Origin of the sequence: Cytobacillus firmus (assembly GCF_023612095.1) — a bacterium.
Taxonomy (GTDB): Bacteria; Bacillota; Bacilli; order Bacillales; family Cytobacillaceae; genus Cytobacillus.
This window is the reverse complement of sequence record NZ_CP086235.1, coordinates 1,937,826-1,961,492: the sequence shown is the minus strand read 5'-3', so window position 1 is coordinate 1,961,492 and position 23,667 is coordinate 1,937,826. Positions and strand designations below refer to the sequence as shown.

The window sequence follows — 23,667 nt, the reverse complement described above, 5'->3', positions numbered from 1 at the left end:
AAGACTGCTTGTTGACAACCATAAATTTATTACTGATTGCATTATTAATAGCATTAACCGCATTCTTTGTAGCAACTGAGTTTGCGATTGTAAAGGTCCGTGTATCCCGAATTGATCAGCTGATTGCTGAAGGGAATAAAAGGGCTATGGCGGCAAAGAGAGTCGTTTCGCATCTGGATGAGTATCTATCGGCCTGTCAATTGGGGATTACCATCACCGCATTAGGTCTCGGGTGGCTTGGTGAACCTACGGTTGAAAAGTTATTGCATCCGTTATTTGAAAGGTTTGAAATAGCAGAGTCCCTTACCCATATTTTATCTTTTGGTATTGCCTTTGCTTTAGTCACCTTCCTGCATGTCGTTGTAGGAGAGCTTGCACCAAAAACAGTTGCCATTCAAAAAGCGGAAGCAGTTACGATGGCATTCGCAGCGCCGATAATCTGGTTCTATCGAGTGATGTTTCCCTTCATTTGGTTCTTAAATGGATCAGCACGTGTACTCGTTGGCCTATTTGGTTTAAAGCCTGCTTCTGAGCATGAAATGGCCCATTCTGAAGAAGAACTTCGCATCCTTTTATCAGAGAGTTATAAAAGCGGTGAAATCAATAAAAATGAACTGAAGTATGTGAACAATATCTTTGAATTTGATGAAAGAATTGCTAAAGAAATCATGGTTCCGCGTACGGAGATGATTACAATTGCTTCGGATCATACACTGGCAGAAATCATGGAAACCATCCAAACAGAAAATTACACCCGATACCCTGTTGAAGATGGAGATAAAGACAATATCCGCGGGTTTATTAATGTAAAAGAATTTCTGACAGCCAGTCTTACAGACAAGATTACACCGGAGAACCTTGATTTAGACTCCTTTGTTAATCCGGTCATCCATGTCATTGAAAGCATTCCCATTCATGACCTGCTTGTCAAAATGCAGAAAGAACGAATCCATATTGCCATTTTAATGGATGAATATGGCGGAACTTCCGGTTTGGTGACGGTTGAAGACATTCTTGAAGAAATAGTCGGCGAGATCCGTGATGAATTTGATGAGGATGAAGTTCCTGAAATACGAAAGCTGAACGATGATCATTATATCCTGGATTCCAAGCTTCTTATAGAAGATGTCAATAATCTGCTTGGCACAGATTTTGATCATGAAGACGTGGATACCATTGGCGGCTGGTTCCTTACACAGCATATGGAAGCAGAGATAGGAACAGAGATTGATGCGGATGGATTTACATTTAAAGTCCACGAAAAAGATGGTCACCAGCTTCATTATCTGGAGGTTTTCAAAAGCAAGCCCCAGTTAGCCTAAGAAAAAACGGCGGCTCCGATCTCGGCAGCCGCCATTTTTGTGTCTGGTATAAAGTGAAACTTCAATTAGCGGGGAGTGCTTTTCTCCATGCTGATTGTTAGTTGAACCAATCGGGCCTTTACGGGCAGTTTGACCTCCACTTATCCTCCTTTGATTCTTCTGAGTCTTGAAGTGGGGTCTTACTGCCCGTTAGACTGCGATAAATACTTGATTGTTTTCTTATTACCCGTTAGACTGACTTATGTACTTCTGAATTACCTTTTTATAAATTTACAGGATGTGTGACTATGTCAGAAATTGTTATCAGCTTAATTGAATTTTTAAAACAGTTCTCTTACTTTGGAATATTGCTTGCCCTATGTTTTGAATTTGTACCGGCAGAAGTGGTTCTTCCATTGGCCGGCTTTTGGGTTTTCGAGGGTGACTTTAATTATTATCTGGTTGTATTAGCAGGCACTGTGGGAGGAACGATCGGACCGCTGACATTATATGCGCTGGGCCGATATGGCGGCCGTCCCATGGTTTTAAAATACGGAAAATACTTCTTAGTTTCACAAAAACAGATTGATGCGTCGGACAAGTTCTTTGAAAAGTACGGTTCAGGTGTCGCTTTCTTTGCCCGCTTTATGCCGGTTGTCCGTACAGCGATCTCGATTCCGTGCGGAATGGCCAAGATGAATGTGTGGAAGTTTTCGATTTATACATTCCTGGCAATGCTTCCGATTACCGCATTCTATGTTTATCTGGGGTATAAACTTGGTCCCCATTATAAAGAAGCAGAGGAAATCTTCAATAGCTATGCTCTTCCTCTAGTCCTGATAATCCTTGCGGGGCTCATAATTTTCTTTACTTACAAATTCATCAGCAAGCGCAAGAGCGAAAGTATCTAAAACGAAAACGGCACTGAATGAGCAGTGCCGTTTTTTCTATACAAAAAACTTTGAAGCCCAGGCAATATAATAGGCCCCGGGTATAAACATGATCTGAGCAAGGACGGTGCCGATCAATCTGGAGGTAACCATCATAATGGAGATTCCTTTTAAACTCGTATACTTGGCTTTTCCGTGTACTACATTATCTGACATGACAGAAATTTTCGGGTCTACAAAAATCGATAGCAGGATTGTTGCTACACCGTTTATGAGACCAGATGCCATAATTGCTGTTCTTGAGCTATCATGAGTAAGCAGCGAAGCATATAGAGCTGACAGCACTCCAATTGTATAGATAGCGGTTACAAACATATTGAATAGAAATAGCCGTTTTGGTATTTCACTGAGTTTAAGTCCATTTAAATAAGAAATTCTCGGAAACTTAAAATGGCTGATTACTGTCTTTGCCGATTTCCAGCTAAAACCGACTTTTAGCAGCGAAGGCACTGATCCTCCTGCATCGGCAAGACGGATAATGGCTCTTGAGAAAATCGCTATAAATGTCGGCAGCAGCAGAATTCCAATGATGGTCCCTATTGTGGAAGCCCCAATTAACACCCTGAATTGATTTTCAACAAAACTGAGAAAGTTTTGTTCTGGAGCAGTATCAATAATACTCCCAAGCAACGGCTGCTGACCCATGTTCGCCATTCGTGAAACAATGACAATGGTACTGAACAAAGAAAGCCCTGATGCGATCAGCTTGACCCTGGCACCCGATAATCGGACAGCATAGGCCAGTGTTTCAATACTATGTATAAGAATGATGAATAAGGAAGTAAACAGGATTTTCCCAGTAATCAGATCCAAAAGGAACACTTCTTTCTTTTTCCTGATTATACCATTATGTTTGGAAGGATTGAAGTGTGATAATGGCTAATCCGTCTGAATAACTACCCTTCCATTGGAAGCACGTCCCTTTTCATTCGACCGAGTCCAATTTCGCTGTCGTTCTTCATAACTACGTGTCATACTAGCTCAACAGTTTCCGGACTTCACCATCAATATAATCACTCAAATCATAAAGCTTTGTAAATTCTATGTCAGGTTGATCATTTGCAGCTGAACTATATATTCCCACTATCTTTTGAATAGCAGGTATAAACTCATCCGGCATTGACTTCAGTGCCCACTCCCCCGCTTCATACTTGGATGATATAACTTGTTCCTTGAGATACCAATATACCCGAATCATATTTAAGACACTATAAACAGGATCTTCTTTTAGATTTACAAGGCAATCACGGTAATCCCCCAGGATGGAAGACAGGTAGTCCTCTCTCGGCACATTAGGAAAGGTTGCTTTTATGGATTCTCCTGCAGCACAGATACCTTGATGATTAACGATCGTAATATGAGCAGCCAAATCAGGATCAAACCCGGAAACGCTATGCGGATCCACTTCTTCTTCAAAACTCTCCCGCCAAAATTCACTATAGTGAAAATCAAATGGACATGGATGCTGCCAGTTGCTGAGATCTTTTTCATTCAAAAAGCTGACTTCAATGGGGAAAGGTGCATTGGAACACTTTAAGAATAACTTTGCCATCTTACTTTTAATATCAGAAGACAAGGAATGATACGTTACAATTAAAATATCAACATCACTTTTATCCGGGTTAAATCCGCCCATCGCCAATGAGCCATGCAAATAAAAACCTTTAAAATTATCTTTTAATATCACCTTTACTTCTTCTAATAAATGATTAACCATTTCCATTACATCAGGTTTACTCATGCCATAAGCTCTCCGCTTCATTTCAAGTTATCATAATACAAATACGTGAGTCCCTCATTTATTTTGTTCATAAACACGCAAAAGTTCTTCAACTGGAATACCATTGATCTTCATTCCACTTATGCTGCTTTCGGAAATTTCAACATTTTCCATACAGCAGTTAGTTATTTTACTCCCTTCCAGGTTACATCCATTAAATGAAATGGGATCCTTTCCACCTCGAAGATTTGTCTCAGCAAATTGCACTCCGCTTAAGGTAACATGCAAGAACCTGCTTTCAGATAGATTCAAGTCCGCAAAAAGTGATTTTTGGAGATTAATATTTTGAAACTTTGAATGACTTAAATTACAATTGTTGAAATGTGCTTTACTCAGGCTGCTGTTGCTGAACGAACTTTCCGATATATTTACTTTGTAAAATTCAGTGTTTCCCATATCGCAATCCTCAAATTGTGAATCCTTAATATCCTGTTTAGCAGCTCCGGTCCTTTTCTCGTAACAATACTCTTCATCCGTTTTAAAAGATAATTGAAAGCCCATTTTTTCGTAGAAGTGATGATTATTGATTTGTCTGGCCGATGTTTCGAGTTCCCATGCCTTTACATAGGGATAATGACTTTCTATAAACTTCATGGCAGCGGAACCAATTCCGTAGCCCTGTAATTCAGGCCGGATAAAAATCCGATCAATCCGTCCATACGATTTTCCGGAAATCGTAACAATAATCCCGCCTGCTATTTCATTTTTATAAATCACTTTATAATAATCCAGTTCCTGAATCATATATTCCGTCATTTGCAGGGAATCGTATCCGGGCGGCTGAATATTAAAATCTGCTATATATTCTTCATCATCTGTAAGCCATTTTCGAGCTTCCTCATCAAATGCAGATTTCATAACGTGTGTTAATTGCACTGCATCTTTCATCAATGCTTTTTCAATCAATATTTCCATTTTTACGTTCTCCTTTACCGTGACAAAAATAAGGCAGGCATCTTAGACCTTCTCCATTAACGCTTTTTCTGTATTAGTCCAATTCCCAGCCCCCCTCTTATTCAGCAAAAATCAAAACAAGCCGCTTTAAACTACATTACCAATCAGGCTGAGTCCATCAATCCTATGTAGTGTATCTTCCATAACCTCACCCCAATTTACTCCCATCAAAATTCTCCAGCCTCTTGAATTCTTTGCTCAAGCAAGCCTGTTTAAATCGTTTTGTCTGTTTAAGGCTGTTAATGTCAGAGCGATTGTCATAGGATAGCTGAATATGAAAATAGTTGATATATTCGAGAACGGCAAAGACATAGATAAAGCCGGCAATTGCAAATCCAGGAGGAACTGCCGGGTGCCATATTACGTAGTCTGCCACGAATGCACCTGGAATCACTGTGATCATGCCAACATTCCATTTCTTTGTAATCCATAAACGCTGTACAAGTGTGACCGGGGCAACTGACGTATTCTCCCTTTTTAATCGTTTCCATTTTACAAACCAATAAATGGTGCCCTGAAGCAAGATGAACTCCAGCAGCAGAAATGATGACCAGAAAGAAAACAGTGAATATAATTGGAGATCCGGATAGGTAAAGTTCACCAGGTAACTGATGAAGACAAACATGATTAGACTCATTGATTCTCCGGTATAAAGATAGGAAAGTCTCTTCAGCACTCTATTTTTCAATCTGAAATTCCCCTTTTCCGAATAAGGCTTCTAATGTAATACGAATATTCTCAAAAATAGTTTCAAAAAATACTCCTTTCCTTAAAACCGAATGAAATTGGAAATATCGGTAAAACTAAAAAAAATACATATTATGGGGTGAAATAATGCTAAACCCTTTCGAGGCCATTAAGGAAATCATTAAGAATTTTGCTGATAACGAACCAAAGCCGCCTCTGCATGTCGGGGAGGTTATGGATTTATGGACGCTGTATACAGCATTCCATGAAGCCCATTCCCTTTACTATATTGCCATAAATATGACCTCAGATACTGAGCTGTTGCATACCATCCGCTCTTCCATTGAAGGCAGCAGGGCAGACACAAAAATGATTGAGGATTTTCTGCTTAAAGAAGGAGTGCCGCTGCCTTTAACTAATGCAGAAAAACCACTTTCCAACCCGGATTCTGTTCCTGAAGGTGTAAAGTTAACCGATGATGAAATAGCTAATTTAATATCTGTAAAACTCGCAGCAAGCATAACCTTTTGCGCACAGGCAATGAGTAAAACAGTCAGAACAGATGTAGGGTTAATGTTCTTTACCTTACAGGTGCACTTAATGGAAATAGCCTCCCCTCTTAAAAATTTAATGAAAGAAAGAGGCTGGATGAGAATCCCGCCAGGCTATATGCCGCCTGGCACTCCTGAAAGAAATAAATAATCACTGAAAGACTGCTGCCGCTGATCATTGAGCAGGAGTCTTTTGTTCATTTCTGCCGATACACGGACTGGCACAGAATAGTTTCCTCTGCGTATTCATATAGTGGTGATGAACATGAAAATACTAAGTATGATCAGAAGTATGATAAAAGATGAGACCAGGAAATTCTTTGAAAACAGAATGGAAAGGAATAAAGAAAGGCTGTGAGCTTCCGGTAACAGCAGGAAGCTCTAATTTGACCTGATATCATGCAAATGCCAGCGGACAAATAAAGGAAACCAATACATACCGCCTTATGTTATTTCATTTTGTTATCAAAGGTTATGATTCCGTAAAAAGGATGGTTGACCTGTAAGTATTTGGGTATTTTAAAACTAAGATTGCCCTATATTACATCACGTTCACACATGCATTTTCATACATGAAAGGAGAGCGTTATGCAAAAAGGAAGCTTTCAATTAGTTCTGCAGACAGGAAGTCTGGTTGTAGGCTTCATGGTGTGGGTCATTCTTTCCTCCCTGATGCCTTATATCCAGTCCGATATCGCCCTCAAGCCGGGAGAAGTGGCGTTAGTCACGGCTATCCCGGTCATATTGGGGTCATTATTAAGAGTCCCAATTGGATACTGGACCAACCGGTACGGTGCAAGGCCTATTTTTACCATAAGCTTCATTGTCCTGATTCTGCCTGTGTTTGTGATCAGTTCAGCAGGTACGATGATGACCCTCATACTCGGAGGACTTTTACTGGGGATAGGCGGAGCAGTTTTCTCTGTCGGTGTTACCTCCTTGCCGAAATACTATCCAAAAGAACGGCACGGTTTTGTAAATGGCATTTACGGAGCCGGCAACATCGGTACAGCAGTAACCGCTTTTTTAGCGCCGGTACTGGCAAACAGCTTTGGCTGGCGAATTACGGTGCAGCTATTTATCATCCTTTTAGCACTCATTGCGGTATTAAACTTCCTCCTTGGTGACCGTAAGGAAAAGAAGGCCCAGGTGTCTCTCGGAGTGCAGATAAAAAGTGTTTACCGGAACCCTAAATTATGGCTGTTAAGTTTGTTTTACTTCATCACGTTCGGATCCTTCGTAGCCTTTACCATTTATTTGCCCAATTTCCTTGTCAATCACTTTGGACTGGATAAAGTGGATGCAGGACTTCGGACGGCCGGTTTTATTGCCATCGCTACCTTTTTGCGCCCTGTCGGCGGTTGGCTTGGGGATAAATTCAATTCCTTTATCATCTTGATGCTTGTATTCTCAGGGCTGACATTCGGAGGCTTTCTCCTATCCTTCACACCGTCACTTCCGATCTACACAGTTGGATGTCTCGGTGTAGCAATGTGTGCAGGGATCGGAAATGGAACCATATTTAAACTTGTACCTATGTATTTTTCCAAACAAGCCGGGATTGTCAATGGGATAGTCGCTGCTATGGGGGGGCTTGGCGGTTTTTTCCCGCCGATTATTTTAACCATTCTGTTCGATTGGACCGGCCATTATGCCATCGGTTTTATGGCGTTATCCGAATTTGCCCTCGCAAGCTTAATTTTGGTGGTTTGGCTTTACTACCAGGATAAACTCAGCTTATCGAAACAGGTCCTTGAAAGTACAGAGTCCGGCATGATGATTACCGATTTAAAAGGCATTATTAAAAAAGTAAATCCTGCCTTCACAAAGGTTACTGGATATACACCGGAGGAAGCGGTCGGCAAAACACCTGCCATCCTGCAGTCAGGAAAACATACGAAAGAGTTTTATAAGCAGATGTGGGAGGAAATTGAGACGAAAGGATATTGGCAGGGTGAAATCTGGAACAAAAAGAAGAACGGCGAGCTCTTCCTGGAATGGCTAACCATCAGTACCATCAAAAATGATGCAGAAGAACCGAAGCTGCATGTGGCCATGTTCAGTGAAATCTCCAGAAAGTAAAAAACAGCTTCCTCTACGGGAGCTGTTTTTTACTTTATCGCAGTCTAACGGGCAGTAAGATCCCCACTTCAAGACTCAGAGGAAATAAAAGAGGATAAGTGGGGGTCAAACTGCCCGTAAAGGCACGAAAAGAAAAACAAAGACTAAGAACGCCACATCCTGTGGCAACGTCTTTGTGACCCACTTCCTGTGGGCCTCAACTAACAATCATTGGGGGATAAGGAAAACCCCCACTGATTGAAGTTTCACTTTATAGGCCAGAAGCAGTTCCTTCATCGCTTTCACGCAGCTCTTGCAAATGGCCTTTATTGTTCCTTCCGAATAACACTCTCTCTTCTGCATGATTGTGGATATCCACCAGCAGAAGAATGGTTTTAAAGCGGTCAATCACTTCTTCTGTTACTCCATCGCGCGGAATTCTTTCCTTCAGATCAGAAACAAGCATTCTTAAGAGATCATGATCTCTGATCAGCTTAATGACTTCCTCCTTAAGGTCCGGTTTATCCTTCATAACCTCCTGATAAAACCCTTCCTCTTCGGAATCCGCATGGGCAATAGTTCTGGTCTCCCAATGCTCCACCAGAGCCTCGGCAGCAATCCCGCACTCCTTCTCTCTGCCTTCACGAGACAGTTTAACGAGCACTTCTGTGAGATCACGGCCTTCCGTATAATATCCATCATGAATGGTTTGGTGTGAATAATGGTTTTTTAACGCTGGGCCAGCCAACAGTCATTCCTCCTTGTAAAGGAAAAAGAAAGGCTTTATCACGATGCAGCCTTTCTGCTCCTTATTGCTATTATCGTTTCGTTACATTCTGATTTTTTGCAGGCGACATTTTCCGGTAAACAAGGTATCTCCTTTTCAGATAAGCCAAAGGCAGGCTCCACACATGAACCAGCCTCGTAAAGGGCCAGATGGCAAATAGGACAAATGCCAGCAATATATGTGCCTGGAAGCCAATCGGCGCTCCAATCATATAGGCGGGATCCGGGTTAAAGGTTAAAAGCCCTCTAAACCAAGGCCCAATGGTCACTCTGTAATCGAAGTCCCCTCCGGATGCCGTGTATCCGACTGTGTTGGTAAAACCGACAATGACCACAATGCCAAGCATGACGAGTGATAGCCAGTCTTTGAATTGGCTGTTCACTTTAATCCGTTTTACGGATGCACGTCTTGTAAATAGCAATGCACCGCCGATTACGCAAATGACTCCTGCCGCTCCGCCAAACCAGACGGCGCCAAAATGATACATATGCTCCGTAACCCCCACAGTATCGTAGAATACTTTAGGTATCAATACGCCTGCTACATGGCCGAAGAACACGAAGACAATGCCCCAATGGAACAGAAGGCTGCCCCATTTCAGCTTTTTCTTTTCCAGGAATTCACTTGATTTAGCCGACCAGCCAAACTGGTCGGTATTGTAACGGTAAATATGCCCGAGTACGAATATCGTCAGACAAATATAAGGAAAAATTACCCATAAAAACAGATCAAGACTGCTCATATGATTCTCCTTTCATCCGAGCTGCCAATTGTATTAGATATGCGAAGCTTTTTGATGCAGTCGACACATGCCGCCAGCAGGAAGTGATAAGGACTGTTCAGGGCTTCAAGTTCCAAAGAGAGGCGCTCAATTGACCGGAAGTGCAGCTTCAAAAGCTTAGCTGATTTCTCAGGCTCCGTTATAGCCGCAAATTCCAAAATAAGCGGCAGATAGTCCGGAAGCTCATCACTCTCAAGCTCTGCCCCCGCTTCCTTGAATTCCTGCCTCAATTTAACCAGCGCCGGACCTCTCTCCCGATTATCTTTAAAGACGGAATAAGTCAGGTACAAGGTGCTGCGTTCATTAAAATCAAAGGTCAGCACATAATTTTGGCAAAGATCCTCATATGCAGTTCTGTCCAGATAGTCCAAAAATTTCTTCAGGCTGCCGGCTATTTGCTTATCATCCAGTAAGTCCGCTTCACTATGCAGGTCAGGCAAATAGTCTTTCCATTCACTGGATGGGTACTGAAGCAGGACAGATGCTAAATTATAGACCGCTTGGCTTTGATTCATCCAAATCACTCCAATATTCTTCGCCATAATAGTAAAGCGGATCTCTTTCGGAACCGACACTGCATGAATTACAGTCTGTGGACAAGTCTTCAAAGCCGACATTTCCTTGCATATTATGCATATCACCGGTTCTTTCTTTATGGGAAGCAGGGATCACATATCGGTCGGAATACTTGGCAATGGCTGAAAGCTCATACATATCACGAACAATCTCTTCGGTCATTCCTGCCGCCTGCAGTACGCTTGTGTCCGGTTCTTTTCCCAGATTAACCTGACGCATATAGGTCCGCATTGCAACAAGCTTTTTAAGCACAGATTTAATCACTTCTGTATCACCCGCTGTGAACAAATTAGCTAAATACTCGATTGGGATTCTGAACTGATTAATCGTTGGGAAAATGATATTTGGATCCAGATCATCAATTTGCCCTCCGAATGCATTCACAAATGGGCTAAGCGGCGGAACATACCAAACCATAGGCAGCGTGCGATATTCAGGATGAAGAGGAAGAGCGATCCGCTGTTCCACAGCCATTTTATAAACCGGCGATCTTTGCGCGGCTTCAATCCAATCATCTGGAATGCCTTCTTTTTTCGCTTCCTTAATCACTTCCGGATCATGTGGATCCAGGAACATATCCAGCTGGGCTTCGTATAAATCTTTGTCATTAGGAACGGATGCCACTTCCTTCACTTTATCAGCATCATATAGAACAATCCCGATATAACGAAGCCTGCCGACACAGGTTTCCGAACATACAGTTGGCAGCCCCGCTTCAATTCTCGGGTAGCAGAATGTACATTTTTCAGCTTTATGGGTCTTCCAGTTAAAATAAACTTTTTTATACGGGCATCCCGTCATACAGAACCGCCAGCTGCGGCATGCTTCCTGGTCCACAAGCACAATCCCGTCTTCCTCCCGTTTGTACATGGCTCCTGATGGGCAGGAAGACACACAGGAAGGATTCATGCAGTGCTCGCAAATCCGCGGAAGATACATCATAAATGCCTGTTCAAATTCAAATTTAATCTGGTCATCCAGCCCGGCCATGTTCGGATCCTTCTTTCCGGTTACATGAACCCCTGCGAGGTCATCCTCCCAGTTCGGACCCCATTGGATGTCCATATACTCGCCTGTCAGCTGGGATTTTGGCCTTGCTACCGGCTGGTGTTTTTTCTCAGGGCTCTGGATCAGATTTTCATAGTCATATGTCCAGGGCTCATAATAATCATCAATATCGGCAAGGTCAGGGTTATAAAAGATATTAAGCAGTTTATTGACACGGCCGCCTGCTTTCAGTTCCAGCTTCCCATTTTTCAGCGCCCAGCCGCCTTTTCTCAGCTCCTGGTTTTCCCATTCTTTCGGATAGCCGATGCCCGGCTTGGTCTCCACATTGTTCCACCATTGGTATTCAGCACCCGGACGGTTCGTCCAGGTGTTTTTACAGGTGACACTGCAGGTATGGCAGCCGATGCATTTATCAAGATTCATGACCATTCCGAACTGCGCTTTAATCTTCAAGCCAATCCACCTCATCCCTGTTCATTTTCCGGATAACCACTTTTTCATCTCTCTGGTTCCCAGTTGGTCCATAGTAATTAAATCCGTAGCTAAACTGTGCATAGCCGCCAATCATTTGAGTCGGCTTCACATGGATTCTTGTCGGGCTGTTAAAGGTGCCTCCGCGCTGTTTGGTAATGGGGGATCCAGGCACATTAATATGGCGTTCCTGAACGTGATACATGAACACGATTCCCTTTGGCATTCTGTGGCTGACCACAGCTCTGGCCACGACGACACCGTTCCGGTTATACATCTCAATCCAGTCATTATCGTCAATGCCGACAGATGCAGCATCTTCATTATTGAGCCAGACATGCGGCCCGCCGCGGAAAAGGGTCAGCATTGGGAGCGTATCTGCATATGTGCTGTGATATGACCACTTAAAATGCGGTGTTAAATAGTTAAGGGTGATTTCATTTCCTTTGCCTGCAGGCTCATGATCTCCTTTGTAGAAAGCAAGCTTATGAAGCGGCGCCTTAAAGTTCGGAAGCTCTTCGCCAAACTCCAGCATTAGATCATGATCCATGTAAATATGCTGTCTGCCCGTCAGGGTCCTCCATGGCACCAGGCGCTCCACATTTGTGGTAAAAGGATTGTAACGCCGGTTTCCGGTTTCCGTTCCGCTGAATACCGGTGATGAAATAACCTTCCTTGGCTGGGCTGTAATTTCTGCAAAGGACACATGCTCTTCTGCCCTTTCCTCCGCCAAATCCTTCAGCTGCAATCCTGTTTTCTTCTCTAACGCCCCCCAGGCTTTCATCGCAAGGGAACCATTGGTTGTGCTGGACAATGTTAAAATAGTCTCAGCTACATTCCGGTCTGTATACAAGCTTGGCAAATCCTTATAATCCCTGGTCTGCGAAGCTGTGCCAATCATCGCTTTCAGCTTTTCATATTCCTTGGCGGCATCCCAGCCGATTCCTTTTGAACCGATTGATTCTTTTACATTCGAACCAAGTGCGATGAACTTGTCATACACCTTCGAAAGATCTCTTTCCACCAGATGAAGCCGCGGCATATTCACACCAGGTTTAGGCTCAACGTCTCCATTTTTCCAGTCCGGTATTTTCCCATAGGCCTGGGAGATTTCGTCCCTGGAATCATGCAATAGCGGTGTTGCCACCAGATCGGTAATCGGCTCTTTGAAATATCTCCCTGCCATTTCAGTAAAACGCTTCGCCAGATTTTTAAATGCGTCCCAGTCCGATTTGGCTTCCCATGGAGGAGTGATCGCCGGATTGAACGGATGGATAAATGGGTGCATATCCGTGCTCGATACATCATATTTTTCATACCAGGTTGCAGACGGCATGATAATATCAGAGTATAAACCGGTTCCGCACATTCTAAAGTCATAGTCGATCATCAGATCAAGCTTGCCCTCAGGCACTTCCTGCACCCAGCTGATTTCATTGGTCAAGTCTTCTTCATTTTGCTCGCTCAAGTTTCCATGATGTGTACCCAAAAGATGCTTCAGGAAATATTCGTGCCCCTTGGCAGAGCTTCCGATCAGGTTGGCCCGCCACACAAACAGGACCTTCGGAAAGTTTTTCGGATCCTCCGGATTTTCGATGGCAAACTTCAGCGTTCCTTCTTTCAGCTGCCTGACGACCGATTGAATGATTTCTTCTTTGTCTGTCAGGCCGGTCTTTTCGGCAATTTTAATGGAGTTTTCATTAAACTGCGGATAGGACGGCAGCCACCCGAGTCTTGCAGAAAGGACATTATAATCACCTGGATGCTTATAAGTCGGTTTGTCGACGAGGGGTGAAATTAATTCATCAGACATTTGATTGTCATAACGCCATTGCTCAGTTGCAAAATAGAAAAAGGAAGTCCCGTTCTGGAGCCTTGGCGGGCCGCCCCAGTCCCTCGCCATGGCAACGGTCTGCCAGCCTTCAAGCGGCCGGACTTTTTCCTGGCCGACGTAATGCGCCCATCCCCCTCCATTTACACCCTGACAGCCAGTGAGGAGAACCATATTTAAGATGGCGCGGTAAATCATATCCGAATGGTACCAATGGTTAATCCCCGATCCCATGATAATCATGGACCTTCCCTTTGAGTCGATGGCATTTTGAGCGAACTCTCTTGCAATCTGTGCGCAATCGTTCCTGTTCACTCCTGTTATGCCCTCTTGCCATGAAGGTGTATAAGGCTTCGGATCATCATAATCCTTCGGGTAATCTCCAGGCAAATCCCGATTCACGCCGCAATTGGCCAGAAGCATATCAAAAACGGTTGTCACCACATAGGTTTCCCCGTCCTTTTTAAACCTTTTAACAGGAACACCACGCTTTAACACTTCTTTTTTCTCTGTCCCGAAAAACGGAAAGCCGGCCATTACGACTTCATCTTCCATTCCCTTAAGGGTAAGAACCGGGTCTATGCCATCCAGCTCATTATCACTGTCTTTTAAATGCAGATTCCAGCTCTGGTTATTTTCCCAGCGATGTCCTATGCTGCCATTAGGAACGGCAAACTCTTTTGTGTTCTTATCGATCACAACGGTTTTCCATTCCCCGTTCTCTGTTTTTCTGCCAATATCTGATGCTCTTAAAAATTTATCTCCCTGATAAAAGTCACCATTTTTCTTTAACACAAGAAGATACGGCAGATCTGTATATTGCTTAACATAGTTATTAAAATAGTCCACCTGCTGGTCAACATAGAACTCTTTCAAAATAACATGAGTCATCGCCATGGCGATGGCTCCGTCCATGCCAGCCTGTACAGGCAGCCATTTATCAGCAAACTTAACAAATTCAGCATAGTCAGGGCTTACAGCCACCACTTTAGTTCCGCGATAGCGTGCTTCCACCATGAAGTGCGAATCCGGAGTCCGTGTCTGCGGCAGATTGGAGCCCCAAACCATTAAATAGCTGGAATTATACCAATCCGAGCTCTCCGGCACATCGGTCTGTTCCCCCCAGATCTGCGGAGAAGCAGGAGGCAAATCTGCATACCAATCATAAAAGCTTAAGAGTGATGCCCCAATCAGATTCAAAAATCTAGCACCGCCCGCATAACTGACCATTGACATGGCTGGAATCGGGAGAAGCCAAAAATCCGATCAGGTCCAAACTCTTCGATTGTATGAATCAGTGAGGCCGAAATCAGCGTGTTCAATTCGTCCCAGCTTGAGCGCACAAAACCGCCTTTTCCCCTCGCTGATTTATATCTGGCAGACTTATCAGGATCATTTACAATGCTTTTCCATGCTTCAACCGGATCTTTATGCTCTTTATAAGCCTCTCTCCACAGCTCAATCAATGCGCTGCGCACATATGGATAGCGAATCCGAATGGGACTGTATGTATACCATGAAAACGTTGCACCTCTTGGACATCCCCTCGGTTCATACTCCGGCATATCAGGCCCTGTGGTAGGATAGTCTGTCTGCTGGGTCTCCCATGTGATAATTCCGTCCTTGACATGAACCTTCCAGCTGCAGGACCCCGTGCAGTTAACACCATGGGTTGTTCTCACTACCTTATCGTGCTGCCATCGCCTCCTGTAAATTTTCTCAGTTTCCCGGTCATAAGGTGAAACGGTGGCATGATCTGTAATGTCCTCCGATTTTCCAAAGTAACGCAATTTCCTCAAAAACGGCGGTATCTTTTTAGTCAATTTGAATCATCCCTTCCTTTCAAAACGTTACTATTGTTTACAAAATTAGGGGAAGTTATCCTCTTTGGTGTAATTCTGGAAAATAATAGACTCTGGTTGGCGAATACCCTGTTATACATAGTTTAAACATTATTTTCCTAATTATTCGAATAGTTAAAATAAAAAAAGAGAGCAGACCCGTAAAATAACTTGGTCAACTCTCTCTTTCAATTAAGCTCCTAATCCCGTTAAAGCTCTCATCTGTTTTCTTGCTCTGAAAATTCTCGTTTTCACAGTTGAAGGATTTAAATTCAGAACGGCGGCAATTTCCTGCTCTTTTAACCCCCCATCAACCTTGAGCAAAAGTACTTCCTGGTAGTTCAATGCAAGCTGTCTGATGGCTGTCTTGATTTCCTTAAGCGCAAAACCTGATTCCACTTCCTGTTCGACATCTTGCTTTGTAATGAGGCAGAAGCTTTCAAGAGTGTCCTGCTCCATCGGCACTGCAGCCTTCCGCTTTTCCCGCCGAATCATATCCAGTGCGGTTCTTCTGGCAATGACAGACAGCCATGCCCCTGCTTTTTCTTCATCTATAATTGTTCCTGCCTTCTTCATAGCTTTAATAAACGTTTCCTGAACGATATCTTCTGCAAGATATGCGTCTCTTGTCATCGAAAAGCATATATGATAAAGCCGTTTATAATGGCAGATATACAGCTCTGCAATATCCATAATTCCCCTCTTCCCTTACTCCTCTAATTTCAGTGAAATGCTCACCTTGAACAAATCACCATCTGTATCTATATCGAGATTCCCTTCATGAAGGTCAATGATCGACTTGGCAATGGCGAGCCCCAGGCCTGAACCATCTGTATGCCTTGATTTATCTCCCCGCTTAAATCGCTCATACAATTCTTCACTCTGGTCATCCAGTTCGTATTTAGAAACATTTTTAAATGTAATGACTGCCTGGCCATTGACTTTCGCAAGGGCAATATAAACCCGTGAATGTTCCAATGAATATTTAAGGATATTGCCTATTAAATTATCAAACACACGCCAGAGCTTTTGGCCATCCACATTCGCGATAGCCGGAGGATCAGGCTTCGTGACGCGGAATTGCAGATTAGATTCCCTGATGGCATTATCATGCTCTGCAAGAGCCTGCTGCAGCAGCTGGACCAGGTCCACTCTTTCTTTTCGAAGCTCAATATTGCCGGTTGCCATCTTGGAGACTTCGAATAAATCATCAATCAAAACTTTTAACCGTTTAGATTTCCGGTCAATGATCTCAAGGTAGGCAGAGCGATCATCTTCTGATACCTCACCTGACTTCAGCAGCTCCGTGTACGTAATAATGGAAGTCAACGGTGTCCTTAAATCATGGCTAACGTTTGTAATAAGCTCCGTTTTCAGCCTTTCGCTTTTTGCCTGCTCGCTAAGGGACGTTTTTACACCGTGCTTCAATACATTCATGTTTCCTGCGAGTGAAGCCAAAACGCCTTTTCCTTTAACCGGCAAGTCCTGTCCCATGTGGCCGGAAGCCAATTCATCTGCAGTCTTAACAATCCGGTTAAAATAGCCAACGCGTCTGATTAATGCCATAACAAGAGGAATACCCGCAAAAGCTAAAACTAGTATATAAAACAGGACAAACAGCGGGTGGAAGAACATGATAATGGAACCCATGCCCATTCCAAAGATGATTAATAGAACAACAAACAGCTGCGTTCCTGTGCTCCGGTTTAAAAAAGCTTCCTGGAGGCTGGTTTTCAAACCGCTGGCCGCCCTATACATCAGACTCTTTTTCAAAACTGACTTTGCACTTTCCAAGTCCTTAAATTCACCTGCAATATATTTGAGCTGAACAATTGTCATGCCGCAAACAACTGATGCTCCAAGGAGAACAATGATTAATTCCATTACACGTGAAAGGAAGTTGTAGCTGTCTATAAGAAAATCGTTTACCAGAAAAAGCGCCAAAATGCTTCCTATTGCGGTTAAGCCTAAAAAGGTGATCCGTAAATCAATAGGCATCTTATTGTATAATGGCTCCCACCTTTTGATTTCAGCTGACAGGGCCTTTGACTTTCTGGCAGCAATCAATGCAGCGATAACAGCTAAAATCGCTGAGCCGCCATAAATTAATAATACAGTCTGTTTTTGCTTAAAATGATTATTCCGGTCAATGAACATATTTGAATCAGGAAGATTTTTAGCCAGGCCTATCTGTCCCTTAAAGTAGCCTGATTGAGATTCGACCAGTGCCTGATTGAACTCGTCATATCCCCCTATAATAAAATTAAGGAAATAATCTTTATCCATCGTATAATCTGTATGATAGAGCATTTCTTTATCCATTACTTCATCCGGAGATTCATTCTTGGCCAGGGTTAAATTAGTGTATACCTCACCTGTCGCAGTGTCTTTGAAATAATAGGTAAATGAATCCTTATAGTAATCGTATTGATCCCTGAGCTGTTCTTTCTCTTTATAAAATTCTTCCAATTTCTCTTCTTTTTCTTTAATTACTTTGGTGCGTACATGTTCGTCACTTTCAAAGTTTTTCGTGACATCTTCAATTTTTTTATACATTTGATCTTTTAAAGATTTGGCAATTTCATTGCTGTTCTCCGCTTTTGCTTCTTCAATTCTGGGCTCATATTGGCTCTTTATACTATCAATTTGTTCAGGAAGTGTTCCATAACGATAGCGATGTTCATTAATTTCCTCTTCCGTCAGCTCAATCGCTTCTTTCGCTTTTTCAATAGTCACGTTATTCAGTTCATACAATTCCAGATAGCCGGCATATTGATCCATTTCACTTCTGAACTCTGCTGTGTGAAAGTAATCCGGGTTTGCATATTCCCTCGCATTAATCAGAACTGCCAAAACACCGCTTGCTCCGAAAGCAAATAAAACCATTATCATCACAATGATGAATCTATTTTTCCATCTTGTATCCAATTCCCCATACCACCTTTAAATATCTCGGATTTTTCGGATCGATTTCAATCTTTTCACGGATTTTCCGAATATGCACTGCCACCGTATTTTCCGCGTTATAGCATGGTTCGTTCCATACTCGTTCATAAATTTCATCTATGGAGAAAACACGTCCGGCGTTTGTCATTAAAAGCTCCACAATTTTATACTCAATTGGAGTCAATTTCACCGGCTCTCCATTAACAGTCACTGCTTTTGCTTCCTTATCGAGCATAAGTCCGTTCAGATCAATGACCTTTTTAACTCCTTCAAACGTTCCGAATGTCACATATCTTCTCAGCTGCGATTTCACGCGGGCAACCAATTCCATCGGATTAAAGGGCTTGGTCACATAATCATCAGCCCCAACCTGCAGCCCAAGGATTTTATCGGTATCCTCTGTTTTAGCACTCAGGATGATGATCGGGATGTTTTTCTTCTCGCGAATTTTATATGTAGCCGAAATGCCATCCAGCCTTGGCATCATGACATCCAAAATGATCAGATGCACCTGTTGCTCATTCAAAATCTCCAGAGCTTCGATTCCATCCTTTGCTTTTAGAACGGTGACGCCTTCATTTTTAAGATAAATTTCAATGGCGTCCCTGATCTCTTTTTCGTCGTCTACGACAAGTACATTATAGTTATCCATAATTCCCCTGCTTTCAAGGTGCTCGTTTTCATATTTTTATACTAAACGTAAAATCTTAACATTAATGTAATAGAAATCTTAAGAATTTCTTAAGATTGGATGTGTGTTTCTTGTATTTTGCCCGTTGATTTCCGCTCCAGGCACTTGCTTTCCGCGAGGAGGAATGCGAGCCTCCTCGGCTCCGCCTGCGGGGTCTCACACTTCCCTCACTTCCCGCAGGAGTCAAGCGCCCTCCGCTCCAATCAACTCAGAGGTCAAATGTAGTTAGTTGCTTTTACGAGGATTCCATTAATCTTATCTCTTCTATTTTATATAGGGTGGAAATGGAAATATAGACTTGTAATTGCAAGACACAAAAAAGCACCCTCCGCCAGCTGATTTTGCTGATGGAGGGTGCATAAAGAATAAAATTCAGCTATGAGCGAACAGGCGATACCAGCTGAATACTGTTTTTTCTAAAGACATAGGTATTTCATTCTACAGAATATTGAAGTCTCTTTCACCTCATCAGCTTAGCTTTGTGTGAAACAGTTCGAGGGGATAAAGCTTTTCAGCTTTTATGGCATCAAGGATTTGCCTCATGACTTTGGCTTCACGGAGTTCCTCGTCCTTAAAGCTTTCAAAGTTTGATAGATTCACCCATTTGCTATCGACTATTTCTTCTTCCTGAAGGCTCAAAAAGCCCCCTGTTATTTGACCAATAAAATGAAATAAGATGACCTGATGGTCCGTACTGCTGATAAAGTTATAGATTCCAGTTGTATGAGTCAGCAAAACATCCAGGCCTGTTTCTTCTTTCACTTCCCTGCAGGCAGCCTCAAGGATATCTTCTCCTTTTTCAACATGGCCGGACGGGAAATTCCATTTATTCTTTACTGTGGCTTTATTCTCTTTGATCATCAGCACTTTGCCTTCTTGTATAATTGATGTACTGGCAACAAGCACGATTTCGTTCTGTGTCATTTTTTCACTACTTTCTTATTTGTCATATTGACTTTCCTTACTGGAATGTTTATTCTTTCTGCAAATGGAAATTATTCTTAATATCCCATTATGAAGGAGTGACTTCATGTCCAGAAATAAATATAAAGAAAAGGCAATGAGCGCCGTAAACAAGCTAAAATCAAACCTTAAAGGGAAGCTTTATGAAATGGCAGACATACCTTCCGTGTCTGTTAAGCAGCTGTCAGAATTCATCCAGCAGCATCCCGATACGCAAATAACAAAGAGAGAGCTCCTTGGAAACACCTACACTTTCTACCGTTTAAATGCGAATGATGACTTTCTGTATATGGAGACAGTTAATGAACGTATTCTTCAATTGGATGGATCCTCTCATGGAAAAAGATTTGTCTCTTATCGCTCCTACCGGGATTCCCAGAATTTGAATACTCCAATGAGGTTAACATAACGAACTTCAGTAAGGTGAGCTGCACACCATAGAAGCTCACCTATTTTTGATTTCTGCTGATTGGTTTATAATGTATTTTGACAGTTTAATAGCCTCTTCCATTCGTTCAAGCTTTCCTGCATAATGTCTATCTTCTTTACCGCTGCGAATATTGGTGGCATCCAGTATGATTGGGTGCCATTCTTCCGGCAAATGCTTTAAGGAGTACTCCCCGGCCCCTAGTTTAGAAATAATATCCTTTTCCCTCAATGTGTAAAACTGCCGCAATAAACCGAGCACCGTCCATTCAATTTCCTTATCAACCTCCGATTCAGCTATTCGTGTAAGTTCATCAATCGATTTCTCGATTGTCCGGATTCGATTTGCCCAATATGTATTCATGTTTTCATAAGTGTATGAAACCAAATCATTGTCATTTATCTCTGTAACCGGAAGATCACCGTAAATGGCAATTCCCTTCTTATTTAAAAGCCACCAGGTGACTGGATTCAGGAAATGCCCATAATTCATTTTACCGTTATTATAAAAATAACATTCACCAAGTTTCCCGTGATCATTCTGAGTTATATAAACCCCATCCATCTCAGGAAACTGATAATTGTCAGCTATTATTTTATGAATCTCCTCAGCCTTTTCCAATTCTGATTGGGTTAACCCTCTATGTGTAACCGCAATAAAATCAATATCGCTTGATCCTTCTATATAAGCATCCAGTGCAAGCGATCCATGCAAATAAAGACCTGCAAGCTGATTAGGCATATATTCATTAAATAGTTTCATGTACTTATTCAGCAGATCATTAACTGCTATTGGAAGTTCTCTCATCTGCACTGCTCCCCTGATTTTTAATCATATTTTAATTGCCCCATATTATGGAACCTTCTTCGATAATGTTAAGTTTACTAAAAAAGTGAATTTTTTCAATATTAACAACGTATTAAATAGAAGGTTAGGAATTTTGCAGGATACCAACATCCAACTTGTCATGAAAGCGGGGAAAATGAATGACTGTTTTAGAGGTAAGGAATCTACAAAAATCCTTTGGTTCCATTCAGGCTGTCCAGGATATCAGTTTCTCGGTTCATGCCGGTGAAGTCTTCACGATAATAGGACCTAACGGAGCTGGTAAGACGACGACACTGGAAATGATTGAAGGCCTTGTGTCACCTGACAATGGCGTTATTTATTTTGGTGATCTCGCATGGAATAAGCATGCCATTTCGATAAAAAAGAAGATTGGTGTTCAGCCTCAGTCAAGCGCTATGTTTGATTTGCTGACACCAGAAGAAAACCTTAACCTTTTTGCTTCCTTTTACGACCATGCCCGGCCAGCAGAAGAGATTCTTGAGATTGTTAACCTGACGGAGCACCGCAAAAATCACGTAAAAAAACTTTCAGGCGGCCAGAGACAAAGGCTAGCCATTGGGCTGGCCCTGATTAGCGACCCGGAAATTATTTTTCTCGATGAACCGACTACAGGACTCGATCCTCAGGCGCGAAGAAATATTTGGGATATTATTCTCCACCTAAAAGAATTAGGCAAAACAACCATTTTAACGACACATTACATGGAAGAAGCGGAAAAGCTGAGTGACCGGGTATGCATTGTGGACCAGGGGAATGTGATTACACTTGACACCCCTTCCGCACTCATTGAAAAGCTGACAGATGAGAGGGAAATAAGACTGAGCTTTCTTGATGGAGAAAAGGCGGCTGAGGACGCTGACGGTTTTTCAAAGGAGCTCGCATCCGTTTCCAAGACAGAACGGGAAGGTGCCGCTCTGAAAATATGGGCATCAAAGCCGGAAGAAACCCTTTTGGACTTATTTAAATTTACTAAAGAAAACTCATACGGAGTGGAACAGGTCTCCATACGGGAAATGAGCCTGGAAGATGTGTTTATTGCATTTACCGGCAAAGAATGGAGGGATTAACATTAAATTTAATCAATTTAAAATGATGTTTCTGGCGCAGCTGAAATTAACTCTTCGTGAAAAGCAGGCATGGTTCTGGGGCATCTTTTTCCCTGTTATTTTAATGGTCATCTTTATGGTCATTTTCAGCGAAAATTCAGATGAAGAGTTTAAAACAGAGGTTGCTTTAGTCGATCCAAGCCCGAATCCGGCTTCCGAGATGATGATATCTCAGATCAGTGAGCTTCCTGTTTTTGAGGTGAAATCAGGTAACCCTGTTACGAGGGATAAAGCGGAGGAATGGGTAAAAGATCAGGAAGTGGATGCCGCCATTATCCTGCCCGAGTCAGCGGAAGCATCCTCTGTGTTTCTTGTTGTCAATAAAGAAAATGAACAGGGTGCAGCAGCCCAGGCTGTTTCCGGCATTCTGGATAAGTTTGTGCAGCAGGCTAATTTACTGGCTGCAGGTGCCTCTCCTAAATATGATCTGCAATATGAATCGATTACATCAGGCACCAATGAACTGGATTATACAGATTTCCTTTTAACCGGAATGATTGCTTTATCCATTGCCCAGGGCGGCATGTTTGGCATGGTGGACCTGGTGGAAATGCGCAGAAAGGGATTAATCAAGAGACTGCGCATGACGCCGGCCAATATGGGCATATTCGGGTTAAGCGATATGGTTATGAGACTTTTGTTCAGCATTGTGCAGATTATCCTGCTCTCATTAATAGGAGTGCTTGTGTTCGGTGCCAATCTTTATATAAACCCTTTTACACTGATTATAGTCTTTTTGATCGGCGCTCTATCCTTTAATGCTCTTGGCTACTTCTTCTCCTCCTTCAGCAAAACGACCGAGGCTTATATGGGCGTAGCCAATATCTGCAGCTTTCTCATGATGTTTTTAAGCGGCGTGTTTTTCCCTATTGAAACGATGCCTGAATGGATTCAGCCGATTTCGGCTGTTCTGCCGCTCACCTATTTCGCTGATGGGTTACGAGAAAGCATGGTGTATGAAACCGGCATAGCTACGGCGTCACTTTGGGCAGGAATTGCCGTGATGGTGATTTGGGGTGCGGTTACATTCCTATTGGGGTCGGTGCTTTATAAAAGGAAGGCAATTGCTGCAGACAGATAAAAAAGGCCCGGCTGCCTGGAACAGG

At 42.7% G+C, this 23,667-nt stretch carries 20 protein-coding genes and 1 pseudogene; 7 read left to right on the top strand and 14 right to left on the bottom strand.

Going from position 1 to position 23,667, the window contains the following annotated elements:
* Positions 1 to 11: 11 nt before the first annotated feature.
* Together LLY41_RS09980 and LLY41_RS09975 are read left to right on the top strand one after the other, a co-directional pair.
* Positions 12 to 1,322, top strand: coding sequence for a hemolysin family protein (locus LLY41_RS09980; RefSeq protein WP_095245285.1), 1,311 nt, complete (start codon positions 12 to 14; stop codon positions 1,320 to 1,322).
* 287 nt (positions 1,323 to 1,609) lie between these two features.
* Positions 1,610 to 2,212 carry a DedA family protein gene (locus tag LLY41_RS09975; RefSeq protein WP_304587777.1) on the top strand — a complete coding sequence of 201 codons (603 nt, stop codon included), beginning with the start codon at positions 1,610 to 1,612 and terminating at the stop codon, positions 2,210 to 2,212.
* Positions 2,213 to 2,248: 36 nt separating this feature from the next.
* On the opposite strand, the gene LLY41_RS09970 is transcribed toward LLY41_RS09975, so the two are convergent.
* The 4 genes from LLY41_RS09970 to LLY41_RS09955 all read right to left on the bottom strand — a co-directional run bounded on the left by LLY41_RS09970 (position 2,249) and on the right by LLY41_RS09955 (position 5,673).
* Positions 2,249 to 3,064 carry a lipid II flippase Amj family protein gene (locus LLY41_RS09970; RefSeq protein ID WP_304587774.1) on the bottom strand — a complete coding sequence of 272 codons (816 nt, stop codon included), beginning with the start codon at positions 3,062 to 3,064 and terminating at the stop codon, positions 2,249 to 2,251.
* Between the two features lie 163 nt (positions 3,065 to 3,227).
* Positions 3,228 to 3,992, bottom strand: a complete 765-nt coding sequence (locus LLY41_RS09965; RefSeq protein ID WP_304587772.1) for an aminoglycoside adenylyltransferase domain-containing protein — start codon at positions 3,990 to 3,992, stop codon at positions 3,228 to 3,230.
* Between the two features lie 54 nt (positions 3,993 to 4,046).
* Positions 4,047 to 4,946 (bottom strand): GNAT family N-acetyltransferase, encoded by a 900-nt coding sequence (locus LLY41_RS09960; protein ID WP_304587771.1) that lies wholly within the window; start codon positions 4,944 to 4,946, stop codon positions 4,047 to 4,049.
* A 187-nt stretch (positions 4,947 to 5,133) separates the two neighbouring features.
* A complete protein-coding gene (locus LLY41_RS09955) occupies positions 5,134 to 5,673 on the bottom strand; it encodes a general stress protein (protein ID WP_304587769.1) in 540 nt (179 codons plus the stop codon).
* 146 nt (positions 5,674 to 5,819) lie between these two features.
* On the opposite strand from LLY41_RS09955, the gene LLY41_RS09950 reads away from it, so the two are divergent.
* Together LLY41_RS09950 and LLY41_RS09945 are read left to right on the top strand one after the other, a co-directional pair.
* Entirely contained in the window at positions 5,820 to 6,374 is a 555-nt protein-coding gene (locus LLY41_RS09950) for a DUF3231 family protein (RefSeq protein WP_304587767.1), read from the top strand.
* Between the two features lie 437 nt (positions 6,375 to 6,811).
* A complete protein-coding gene (locus LLY41_RS09945) occupies positions 6,812 to 8,305 on the top strand; it encodes a nitrate/nitrite transporter (RefSeq protein ID WP_304587766.1) in 1,494 nt (497 codons plus the stop codon).
* 250 nt (positions 8,306 to 8,555) lie between these two features.
* Here the strand turns inward: LLY41_RS09945 and LLY41_RS09940 are convergent, their stop codons facing one another.
* The 9 genes and pseudogenes from LLY41_RS09940 to LLY41_RS09900 form a co-directional block, all read right to left on the bottom strand.
* Positions 8,556 to 9,032 carry a hemerythrin domain-containing protein gene (locus LLY41_RS09940; RefSeq protein ID WP_304587764.1) on the bottom strand — a complete coding sequence of 159 codons (477 nt, stop codon included), beginning with the start codon at positions 9,030 to 9,032 and terminating at the stop codon, positions 8,556 to 8,558.
* A gap of 70 nt (positions 9,033 to 9,102) precedes the next feature.
* Entirely contained in the window at positions 9,103 to 9,813 is a 711-nt protein-coding gene (gene narI, locus LLY41_RS09935; protein ID WP_304587762.1) for a respiratory nitrate reductase subunit gamma, read from the bottom strand.
* On the bottom strand, positions 9,810 to 10,367 hold the full coding sequence (gene narJ, locus LLY41_RS09930; RefSeq protein WP_304587760.1) for a nitrate reductase molybdenum cofactor assembly chaperone: 558 nt from the start codon (positions 10,365 to 10,367) through the stop codon (positions 9,810 to 9,812). The genes narI and narJ overlap by 4 nt, the downstream gene beginning before the upstream one ends.
* Positions 10,342 to 11,889, bottom strand: coding sequence for a nitrate reductase subunit beta (gene narH, locus LLY41_RS09925; RefSeq protein WP_304587758.1), 1,548 nt, complete (start codon positions 11,887 to 11,889; stop codon positions 10,342 to 10,344). The genes narJ and narH overlap by 26 nt, the downstream gene beginning before the upstream one ends.
* Positions 11,879 to 15,561: pseudogene (locus LLY41_RS09920) on the bottom strand (nitrate reductase subunit alpha). Before LLY41_RS09920 ends, narH begins: the two are co-directional and overlap by 11 nt.
* 210 nt (positions 15,562 to 15,771) lie before the next feature.
* Positions 15,772 to 16,272, bottom strand: a complete 501-nt coding sequence (locus LLY41_RS09915; RefSeq protein ID WP_095246184.1) for an RNA polymerase sigma factor — start codon at positions 16,270 to 16,272, stop codon at positions 15,772 to 15,774.
* A 15-nt stretch (positions 16,273 to 16,287) separates the two neighbouring features.
* A complete protein-coding gene (locus LLY41_RS09910; protein WP_304587756.1) occupies positions 16,288 to 18,507 on the bottom strand; it encodes a sensor histidine kinase in 2,220 nt (739 codons plus the stop codon).
* Complete coding sequence (locus LLY41_RS09905) at positions 18,485 to 19,177, bottom strand: response regulator transcription factor (RefSeq protein WP_304587754.1); 693 nt, start codon at positions 19,175 to 19,177, stop codon at positions 18,485 to 18,487. Before LLY41_RS09905 ends, LLY41_RS09910 begins: the two co-directional genes overlap by 23 nt.
* 507 nt (positions 19,178 to 19,684) lie before the next feature.
* Entirely contained in the window at positions 19,685 to 20,140 is a 456-nt protein-coding gene (locus tag LLY41_RS09900) for an NUDIX hydrolase (protein ID WP_304587753.1), read from the bottom strand.
* A gap of 106 nt (positions 20,141 to 20,246) precedes the next feature.
* On the opposite strand from LLY41_RS09900, the gene LLY41_RS09895 reads away from it, so the two are divergent.
* Entirely contained in the window at positions 20,247 to 20,588 is a 342-nt protein-coding gene (locus tag LLY41_RS09895; protein WP_304587752.1) for a hypothetical protein, read from the top strand.
* A 36-nt stretch (positions 20,589 to 20,624) separates the two neighbouring features.
* Here the strand turns inward: LLY41_RS09895 and LLY41_RS09890 are convergent, their stop codons facing one another.
* Entirely contained in the window at positions 20,625 to 21,413 is a 789-nt protein-coding gene (locus LLY41_RS09890) for an aminoglycoside adenylyltransferase domain-containing protein (RefSeq protein ID WP_304587751.1), read from the bottom strand.
* A 179-nt stretch (positions 21,414 to 21,592) separates the two neighbouring features.
* Between LLY41_RS09890 and LLY41_RS09885 the strand changes: the two genes are divergently transcribed.
* Together LLY41_RS09885 and LLY41_RS09880 are read left to right on the top strand one after the other, a co-directional pair.
* Complete coding sequence (locus LLY41_RS09885; RefSeq protein ID WP_095246190.1) at positions 21,593 to 22,522, top strand: ABC transporter ATP-binding protein; 930 nt, start codon at positions 21,593 to 21,595, stop codon at positions 22,520 to 22,522.
* Positions 22,482 to 23,642, top strand: coding sequence for an ABC transporter permease (locus LLY41_RS09880; protein WP_286137546.1), 1,161 nt, complete (start codon positions 22,482 to 22,484; stop codon positions 23,640 to 23,642). Before LLY41_RS09885 ends, LLY41_RS09880 begins: the two co-directional genes overlap by 41 nt.
* Positions 23,643 to 23,667: the final 25 nt, after the last annotated feature.